The organism is Lentilactobacillus kefiri (assembly GCF_007989105.1).
Lineage (GTDB): Bacteria > Bacillota > Bacilli > Lactobacillales > Lactobacillaceae > Lentilactobacillus > Lentilactobacillus kefiri.
The window spans coordinates 173,850-182,748 of the sequence record NZ_BJVK01000001.1 but is presented as its reverse complement, the minus strand read 5'-3'; the positions used below and the strand labels follow the sequence as shown (position 1 = coordinate 182,748).

10 protein-coding genes are annotated in these 8,899 nt (G+C 40.4%); 3 read left to right on the top strand and 7 right to left on the bottom strand.

Annotated elements, in window-relative coordinates; genetic code table 11:
- Positions 1–101 precede the first annotated feature (101 nt).
- From msrB to mutY, 3 genes are all read left to right on the top strand, one after another.
- Complete coding sequence (gene msrB, locus LKE01_RS00910; RefSeq protein ID WP_057962334.1) at positions 102–530, top strand: peptide-methionine (R)-S-oxide reductase MsrB; 429 nt, start codon at positions 102–104, stop codon at positions 528–530.
- 20 nt (positions 531–550) lie between these two features.
- Entirely contained in the window at positions 551–1,072 is a 522-nt protein-coding gene (gene msrA, locus LKE01_RS00905; RefSeq protein ID WP_057962335.1) for a peptide-methionine (S)-S-oxide reductase MsrA, read from the top strand.
- A gap of 85 nt (positions 1,073–1,157) precedes the next feature.
- Positions 1,158–2,273, top strand: coding sequence for an A/G-specific adenine glycosylase (gene mutY / locus LKE01_RS00900; protein WP_057962336.1), 1,116 nt, complete (start codon positions 1,158–1,160; stop codon positions 2,271–2,273).
- Between the two features lie 54 nt (positions 2,274–2,327).
- Here the strand turns inward: mutY and xerS are convergent, their stop codons facing one another.
- The 7 genes from xerS to folB form a co-directional block, all read right to left on the bottom strand.
- Positions 2,328–3,422, bottom strand: a complete 1,095-nt coding sequence (xerS, locus tag LKE01_RS00895) for a tyrosine recombinase XerS (RefSeq protein WP_057962337.1) — start codon at positions 3,420–3,422, stop codon at positions 2,328–2,330.
- Between the two features lie 897 nt (positions 3,423–4,319).
- Complete coding sequence (locus tag LKE01_RS00890) at positions 4,320–4,754, bottom strand: GNAT family N-acetyltransferase (protein ID WP_057962338.1); 435 nt, start codon at positions 4,752–4,754, stop codon at positions 4,320–4,322.
- Positions 4,755–4,797: 43 nt separating this feature from the next.
- On the bottom strand, positions 4,798–5,280 hold the full coding sequence (locus LKE01_RS00885; protein ID WP_225364641.1) for an NUDIX domain-containing protein: 483 nt from the start codon (positions 5,278–5,280) through the stop codon (positions 4,798–4,800).
- Between the two features lie 64 nt (positions 5,281–5,344).
- Positions 5,345–6,190, bottom strand: a complete 846-nt coding sequence (gene folP, locus LKE01_RS00880; RefSeq protein WP_057962339.1) for a dihydropteroate synthase — start codon at positions 6,188–6,190, stop codon at positions 5,345–5,347.
- Complete coding sequence (locus tag LKE01_RS00875) at positions 6,180–7,496, bottom strand: bifunctional folylpolyglutamate synthase/dihydrofolate synthase (RefSeq protein WP_054768869.1); 1,317 nt, start codon at positions 7,494–7,496, stop codon at positions 6,180–6,182. Before LKE01_RS00875 ends, folP begins: the two co-directional genes overlap by 11 nt.
- Positions 7,497–7,505: 9 nt before the next feature.
- Positions 7,506–8,549: a GTP cyclohydrolase I FolE gene (gene folE, locus LKE01_RS00870; protein WP_179286848.1), complete on the bottom strand. Its 1,044-nt coding sequence runs from the start codon at positions 8,547–8,549 to the stop codon at positions 7,506–7,508.
- 2 nt (positions 8,550–8,551) lie between these two features.
- The gene (gene folB, locus LKE01_RS00865; RefSeq protein ID WP_057962341.1) at positions 8,552–8,899 is read right to left on the bottom strand and encodes a dihydroneopterin aldolase; all 348 of its coding nucleotides are present in this window, start codon (positions 8,897–8,899) and stop codon (positions 8,552–8,554) included.

The window sequence follows — 8,899 nt, the reverse complement described above, 5'->3', positions numbered from 1 at the left end:
CCTTTGATTGGCGATGGCCGTTTTTGTTTACTTTGATCAGAGTGCCCCGTATAATGAAAACAGTTAGATTGTACACAATCTATTCAGGATGGAGGGCTATAATGAACAAAGAAGACCTTAAGAGCAGATTGACGCCCGAACAATATGCCGTAACGCAAAATAAGGGTACTGAGGCACCGTTTAGTGGTGAGTATGATGACTTTTACCAGGAAGGCATTTACGTTGATGTTGTGAGCGGAGAACCGCTATTTTCATCAACTGATAAATATGATGCCGGTTGTGGATGGCCGTCATTTACGAAACCGATTGATAAGTCCCACATTGACAATCATTTGGATATGTCTCATGGCATGATCCGTGAAGAAGTTCAAGGTAAGGAGTCCGGTTCACATCTTGGCCACGTCTTTCCGGACGGTCCCAAAGATGCCGGCGGTCACAGATTTTGTATCAATTCAGCAGCTTTGAAATTTATTCCGGTTGCCGAATTGGATGCTAAGGGATACAGTGAATATAAACAATTATTTGAATAAATGAAATTGAGGTGCAATGGATGGAAGATACAGCAATTTTTGCAGGTGGATGTTTTTGGTGCATGGTAAAGCCGTTTGATACCATGCCTGGGATCAACAAAGTTGTTTCCGGATATACCGGCGGCCATGTTCCAAACCCGACTTATGAACAAGTATCCAGCCATACGACCGGACACACAGAAGCAGTTAAAATTTATTTTGATCCTGAAGTGATCAGTTATAAGCAACTGGTTGAAATTTACTGGCATCAAACTGATCCCACGGATGCAATGGGTCAATTCCAAGATCGTGGTGACAATTACCGCCCAGTTATCTTTGTCAAAGATGACGAACAGCGCAAAATTGCTGAAGCCTCTAAAAAAGCGTTGGCAGAAAGCGAACAGTTTGACAGCCCAATTGTCACTCAAATCGAAGATGCCAAGCCATTCTACCCGGCTGAAGAAGAACACCAGGAATTCTACAAAAAGAACCCACTAAGATTCCAAATGGAAGAAATGGGTGGCCGAGAAAAATTCATTAAACAAAACTGGCAAAAGCATTAAGATCTAAGCAGCAAGTTACACTTATGAATGGTGGTGCTTGCTGTTTTTGTGCGTCATTGATTTTTATTAATGGAGGGAATTACAAGTGATTGAATGGTCCCAAGAGACGATCACGGCATTTCAAAAAACTTTACTCAACTGGTATGACCAACATAAACGGGATCTGCCTTGGCGTAAGGATCATGATCCATATCACGTCTGGGTCTCAGAGATTATGCTGCAACAAACTCAGGTGCAGACCGTTATTCCATACTATCTGAGGTTTATGAAAGAATTCCCCACCGTTCAGGCACTGGCAGATGCCGACGAAGCCCATTTGATGAAAGCTTGGGAAGGCCTGGGATACTATTCTCGTGCCAGAAACTTACAAAAGGCCGCTCGCCAAATTGTGACGGATTATCATGGTCAATGGCCAACGACTGTTAAGGGCCTCCAAGAACTCAGTGGTGTTGGCCCATACACTGCCGGCGCCATAGCAAGTATCGCGTTTAACCAGCCGGTGGCAGCCATTGATGGGAATGCCTTTCGAGTCTTTTCCAGATTACTGGAAATTGACGATGATGTTGCCAAACCCCAAACAAGAAAAGTCTTTGAAAATGTGGTCGATCAGATCATTTCAAAGGATCGACCAGGTGATTTTAATCAAGCCATTATGGATTTGGGTACCAGCTACATGTCGGCTGCAAACTATGATTCGAGTCATTCCCCGGTAAAAGAATTTAACCAGGCCTATCTTGACGGCATTGAAGATCAATTTCCTGTCAAAACGAAGAAAAAGCGGCCAGTCCGCCATGATTTCTTTGCCTTAGTGTTACACGCGGACAACCAGATTTTATTTGACAAACGCCCGTCAACCGGCATTCTTGCCAATTTCTTGATGTTTCCGATGTTTGACCAACATGACTTAATTAAGGATAAATCAGACTCACAAGAAGTTCTGATTCATCGAGTTGAAGAACAAATGAGCACTGAGGATCGATTGCCGGTCCATCTTCATCAGTTGCCGGCCAAACCCGTCATTCATACTTTCACTCATCAGCAATGGCACATTACCTTGTTGAGAGGAAGCTTACCAGCCGATTCAGATCTCAGCTACTTTCCTGGTAAATGGATTCAGATTGATCATTTCAATGATATTGCCTTTCCAAAGGTTCAGTTAAAAATGTGGCAGGCGTATCAAAAAGCAATCGCAAAAAAATAAACCACTTCTTTCAACAATCTGAAAGGAGCGGTTTTTGTCTGTCTAACTTAAAATCTAATGTTTTCGTGGCTTGTGGAGTTCATCGAGAGCTTTTCGCTGTTTTGTATCAATAATATGTGTATACAAGCCTGTCGCTTTGGTCGAACTTTGGCCAAGCTGAGTGGCCACCAAATGTTCGTTGTTGGTTTCCAAATATAATTTTGATGCCAAAGTATGTCTCAATTTATGGGGTGTAATCCTGACATGGTTAAATGCCTGCGAGTATTTGGCCACCAGCAGCTCCACGGTTGCCGTTGAAATGCGTCTTGGGGAAGTAGCCCCTTTCGTTAAAAAGAGGGCAGGGGTGTCCTTTGTGGCTAGATAACGCTGCTTGCGAATTTTCAGATAATCCTGTAAATAAGAAATAACCCAACCGGCAATTGGCACAGAATCATGCTTGCCGCCTTTACGTCGAACGGAAATGGTCGCTTTATGCAGGTTTAAGTCTTTCAGATTCGCGTTCGTTAACTCAGAGACTCGGATTCCGGTTCCCAGCATTAACGCATTGATGGCAACATCACGTTCACAGTCACGTTTATATAGAACAAGCGTGCGCTTATTGGTAATCGAATTTGGATAATCATTTTTGATAAATTCGACATATTTGATATCCGCATCGCCGAGCATCAGTTGATCTTTGATGTTCCTAGCACGCGTTTGATAGGTCTCATTATCCGAAACTAAGGCAATCTTTTTCATGACATTTCGATAAAAATAGGGCTCACCGTCCGCGTTTTCAGTCTCCTCAGTAAGATACCGAAAGAGAGCTGAAAGTGCATTTAATGACCGATTCACCGTCCGATGTGAAATGGTTCCCTGAGGGTTGGCAGCGGTTTGCTTACCACGATTGAGTAAATAAGACTTATAAAGCTCCATATCCTGCTTTTTGAAATGCTCCAAAGTCGACAGGGAAACATCCTTTATGTCACTGACATCAGCAATTCCAACATCAACTGTCCAAGTTAAGAAACGGTGGAATTCGTTGAGATATTGATACAAAGTGGCAGGGGATAAAGGAACGGTTGACTTGTCCAAGTAATATTCATTGATATAGCTGGGCAAAGTTTGGAGAAGCTGTTCATTGTGTTTGAGATATTGTTGATTATTCATAAATAATAACTCCTTAAGCAAACGCTAAAATACCAAATTTTGGTAGGGCTTCAAGATTTTTATATGTATAACTTAATAAAACGTATATTTTATTAAGTTAAGTATAGCATAAAATAATGGGTTAACAGATTAGAACTTTTAGGCAGGTTCCAGTAGATCAGCATGCAGCAGCATCGACGTTGGCTGAGCACATCAGGATTTTAGATGGCTGTGCAGCTTCGGATATGAAATTAAGGAAATGTGCAATACGATACCATTGCTGTCGGTCCCAGTGCTTGATCGAGGAATCAAAGACACAGTTGCGGAATACTCGTTAAGAATGACACACAACGCCAACCAGGCAAAGTTCCAAACTTGTAGTATCGTTACATATAAAATCCGTGCTTAACTAATACCAATGATTAAATGCCAATGCTGACGACTGCAGATGAATAATCGACAAAACGTGCTCAGTAAAAAATACGTCCAACACATATCACATATTTAACTGCCAAAAGTTCATCAGTAGAAAATACCCAAAGTCAGTTTTGGAACAAGTACTCGTGTGATGTATAAAGTCAAAACGGACAAAACGAATCAGTGATCCGCAAAGGTCTAAGCACAAGGAAATATCGACGTTTGAGAAACGCATTCTGCGCCATAGTTGCAAAGTAAAGGCCAACAATTACCAATCGTGGATTCGAACCTGAATCAACATAATGAGCAATAATGATTCTGGAAACAATTTAAATGGAAATTAACAAAAAAGAAAGAAACCGGTCGTCAGTCTCAAATTTGAGATTTCCCGTCATTTCTTTCTTTTTTCACTACTTCGTATAATATATATTATGTAAAGTAGAAACTGTTTTAAAGTTTGACTTCCAATATCCAGATTCCCCACTCGGACAGTCGACATCACTAAATAATTTTGTCATATCTTTTCGTATTATCAAGATTGACAAACTTCAGACTTTTCCAAAATAATTGGTCATCTTGATTATCATCCAAAACCGTTACAGACATTTTATGAATTTTAACAGCCTTTAGTTTTTTTATAATCAGATTTGCCAACGTCCGTTTCAAGTCTGTACCCGAGATCATCGGATCTGTCACCAAATGATAAATCGTCCCACGGCGACCATCTGTTGCACCTAATGCACTGCCAATGATTTGATGATCATCAGTCTCTGCTACAAAACAAAATCCTGGATTAAAACGCAACAATCGACTAATTTCGTCAAAACTATCATCCAAGTCGCTAATATGCGGATTGGGCATTTGCTGCCATAATTGATAGACATTTGGATAATCCTCAGCCTTCATTGGCCGAATGTTAAAGTCATTCCTATCCATCTACTCATTTCACACTTTCTTAAAATACAACGTAGAACAAACTTTATACCGATAACAAATCAAAATACGGTTGAAACTCCGTTGGGCTACTAGTTTTCATTAGGAGAAAAACCGGCAGTTCGGCGTTGTCCGCTTGAATATCCGCTTGCTTAAACGTATATCGAAAATCAATATGTTGATGTTTCCCCTCATTTTTGAGCGGATTTGCGGGAATGTCAATAATATTCACGTCAATTAATTTACCAGTGTTCTGAATAACGGTCCCACCAGTTTCTTCATGAAATTCTCGAATGGCGCATTCAATCGGCAATTCACCTGGGTCCACGTGCCCCGCTGGTAAAAGAATCGTGTGTAAATATGGGTGGCGGATAAAGATGGCCTGGTCATTTTTGAAGACAATTGCACTTGCGGAAAGATGTAATGATGATTTCCGATTGCGCAAGCCCGCTGAATTTTGCTGAATCAGTGTTTTAATTTGGTCAAGTTTGCTGGAATCGCTCCACGGATATGTTTGTTTTTCCAACATCTCGATCGATGTGGTTAATTCATTAATAAACGTCATTTTCGCCCTTTTTGCCTTATTTTGATAACTAATTTAAGATGTCTTGAAATATTTTGTAAGTTTGAATTAATTCTTGAGTTTCTTTCACATTGTGAACTCGAATAATTCGACCGCCAATTTGAGCCATATAAGCTTCAAAAAGCAATGTTGGAATCAGCCGATGTTCTGAATCAGCATTAAACAAACGCTTAGCAAAACTCTTTTGAGAAATCGCAATCATAATGGGTGCAGCGAACTGTTGCATTTTCTTTGTGTAACGCATCTTAGTCAAATCAAATTGGAGGGTATTGGCATCGGAAAAACCAACACCAGGATCGATCACAATATTTTCTTTATCAAGACCCACCGACTCCAGATCAGCAATCGTTTTATTGAAAAAGTTAGTCATCGTCTCTTCGAGTGTATCTGGCTGCTCATCAAAGTTACGACCATTAAACATTGTGACAACCGATGGATGATACTTTTTAACCAAATTCAGCTTTGCTGCGGAATTAAAACCATCAATGTCATTAATAATTTGAATACCTGATTTTAAAGCTTCTTCAATGACTTCATTGGTATTTGAATCAATCGCCAAAACAATGTTGGGAAACTTCTTCTGAATGGCATCCAGATAGGGTTTAACCCTACCCCATTCTTCAGCTGGACTAATGTCGTCAAAATGTGGTTTTGAAGACTTACCACCGAGTTCAAATACTTTGGCGCCGTATTGCTGCTCAGTTTCAATTCGATCCAGGACTTGATCAATACTGGAATTAACGCCGCCATCGTAAAACGAATCTGGAGTTAAATTTAAAATTGAATAGATAATTGGGTCATCCGTTATATCAAAATCAAAGCCACGGCCGGTAAAATGTATTTTGTTATTTGTCATTTTGAAAACTCCCGTCTTTTATAAATGTTCGAATTGGATTTAGCAGATAAAAAGAGCCAGCCACTAAGATGATGGTGTCTTTTTGATGTTTAACCTCTTGAACAGTTGCCTTTAAAGCAGAAATTGGATCGGAAAATGTTGGGTAATCGACTTGCGTAAAATGTTTGAAAGTTGCCTGAAGACTTTTTGCTGAAAGTGCCCGTTTAGGATTATCCGGACTCGTCAGCCGAAAACTCACGTCATGAATTTGAGTTAGCAATTCAACACAGTCGGTATAATCTTTGTCCTTCAAGAATCCAGTGATAATCACCTTGTGGAATTGATTGAATTTTGCATCAACCGTATCGACAAACGCAGAAATGGCATCCAAATTATGGGCACCGTCAACAATGATCTTAGGGTTCTGCACTAACTCTTCAAATCGACCAGGGACGTTGATGTTAGCTAATGCATCTGTCAATAATCGATCAATATCCACATCGATGTGCCGCCGCTGGACAAAATCCAGCAACCACGTAATAACTGTCGCAACATTTTCAATTTGATAGGTTCCTTGAAGACTGAACTGGAACTTACCGGAGATTTTTCCCCGTTGAAATTGAATCAATTGTGATTGAGGCGTAACGTCTGACTCCGCAACTTTGGTTTCTTGGGCACTTATCAAATGTGCCGACTTGCTTTGAGCTTCTTTGGAAATGACATCAAATGCAGCTGGTCTTTGATTTGGCGCAACAATGGTGACGTTATTTGGCTGAATAATTTTTGACTTGGTAGTGGCAATTTCTTGAATGGTATCACCAAGAATGCCAATGTGGTCAAGCCCAATTTTGGTGAAAATCGAATACATGGTCGTGCTGACAGCGTTGGTTGCATCAAGTTCGCCACCGAGGCCACATTCAAGCACGACATAATCAACCTTTTGCCTGGAAAAGTAAATCATTGATGCAACAAATTCGGCCTCAAATTCAGACAGCTTTTGACCTTTAAAACGGTCCAGCTGCATAATCTTTTCAATGGTTTCAAGGGCAGCCTGCCGATCCGATGAACTAATATTTTGACCGTTAATTTGAATGCCGTTAGTGACGTTACCAATGAACGGACTGGTAAACATGCCCACCCGATAATGCAACTGTTTCAACACTGAAGCAATCATGGCTGAAGTTGACCCTTTACCATTGGTTCCACATACATGGATGATTGAGAAATCCGTATCCGGGTTTGAAAGCTCATCAAGGACGGCCTTCAACAGAGCAATTCGGTCACCTTGATCATATAAAAAACCTGTAAACTCCGCTGGTTTATTCATAATAACCTCCTAAAGAGACTGTAAAAACTCATGACGGAGGGCACTGTTTTCCTCAAAAATACCGGAAAACTTGGTTGTCCGTGTAATTGATCCGGTCTTCTTAACACCACGCATTTCAACACACATATGGCGGGCATCAACAACGACGGCAACACCTTGGGGAGCCAAAATTTTATTCATTTGGCTGACGATATCGTCGGTTATCTTTTCTTGAAGGCTTAACTTGTGTGATACAAAATCAACTAATCGTGGGATCTTGCTTAGGCCAATGATTTTTCCGTTCTTTGGCAGGTAACCAACGTTGACCTTTCCCCAAAACGGCATCATATGATGTTCACACATGGAATAAAATGGAATGTTTTTGATCATGACCATTTTTGAATCTTTGTTTGGATCATCAAATAGTTTGTAATCCTGGAAGTCGTCCAATCCAGTAGAAGCAAAGATTTCCCCATACATTCTGGCCACTCTGTCAGGGGTTTCAAGTAACCCTGGCCGATTGGGATCTTCGCCAATGGTGGACAATAAATTGGTCACTGAACGTTTAATGGATTCTTTATATGAATCCGGATGATTACTTTTGGCAATTAACTGATCCTTATCGGGAAATTGATCAATTTTCTGAGTAACTTTGGCATAATATGGAGAATCGTGATCCATTATTTGTTTGATGGGAATCAAGACAAATAACCGATTAAATGCTTCGGGATGCGGAATCGTCAGTTTATCAATTTGAGTTTCTTGCGTGCCAAAGAAAATAATATCAATATCGACTGTTCGAGGACCCCAGTGCACAGTTCTAACACGTTGGAGGTCCGCTTCAATTTGGTGAATTTTATCGAGTAACTGAAGTGGTTCATCATTTGTCGCAATCTTAACTGCCGTATTAATAAATGAACGTTGTTTAACGCCACCCACTGGTGAGGTTTCATAAAAGTCAGCAACCTTGTCAATCAAAATCTGTGGATCATTGCCCAACATTTCAATGGCTTTATGGAGGTATAGCTCACGATTGCCAATATTGCTTCCTAAACTGAGATAAACATCTTGCATCATTAATCCTCCATTTCAATTTCAACATCATCAAAAACACCATTAACAGGTGTGGCCTGTTTCTTCAAGTTAACTTTGACTTCGACAATCCGCGGATCAATTCCTTTAATCTTTGCAATAATTTCTTGTGCCAAGGTTTCCACCAAATCAGCGTGGCTGGCAGCAACGATCTTGGCAATGTCTGGATAAAAATCGGCATAAGAAACGGTTGTGCTAAGATCATCATTTTTGGGCTCGGCATCGACTTTGACCGTCAAATCAATTTGAATATTTTGACCAACAATTTTTTCAGCGTCTAAAACGCCAATGTGACTATGAAATTTCATACTATGGATTCGAATCAGGTACAT

Coding starts and splice junctions, on each gene's coding strand:
- folB (WP_057962341.1), bottom strand. CDS start 8,899: ATGTACCTGATTCGAATCCATAGTATGAAATTTCATAGTCACATTGGC.
- LKE01_RS00885 (WP_225364641.1), bottom strand. CDS start 5,280: ATGTTGGAAAAACAAACATATCCGTGGAGCGATTCCAGCAAACTTGAC.
- msrA (WP_057962335.1), top strand. CDS start 551: ATGGAAGATACAGCAATTTTTGCAGGTGGATGTTTTTGGTGCATGGTA.
- LKE01_RS00875 (WP_054768869.1), bottom strand. CDS start 7,496: ATGAATAAACCAGCGGAGTTTACAGGTTTTTTATATGATCAAGGTGAC.
- msrB (WP_057962334.1), top strand. CDS start 102: ATGAACAAAGAAGACCTTAAGAGCAGATTGACGCCCGAACAATATGCC.
- folE (WP_179286848.1), bottom strand. CDS start 8,549: ATGCAAGATGTTTATCTCAGTTTAGGAAGCAATATTGGCAATCGTGAG.
- folP (WP_057962339.1), bottom strand. CDS start 6,190: ATGACAAATAACAAAATACATTTTACCGGCCGTGGCTTTGATTTTGAT.
- LKE01_RS00890 (WP_057962338.1), bottom strand. CDS start 4,754: ATGGATAGGAATGACTTTAACATTCGGCCAATGAAGGCTGAGGATTAT.
- xerS (WP_057962337.1), bottom strand. CDS start 3,422: ATGAATAATCAACAATATCTCAAACACAATGAACAGCTTCTCCAAACT.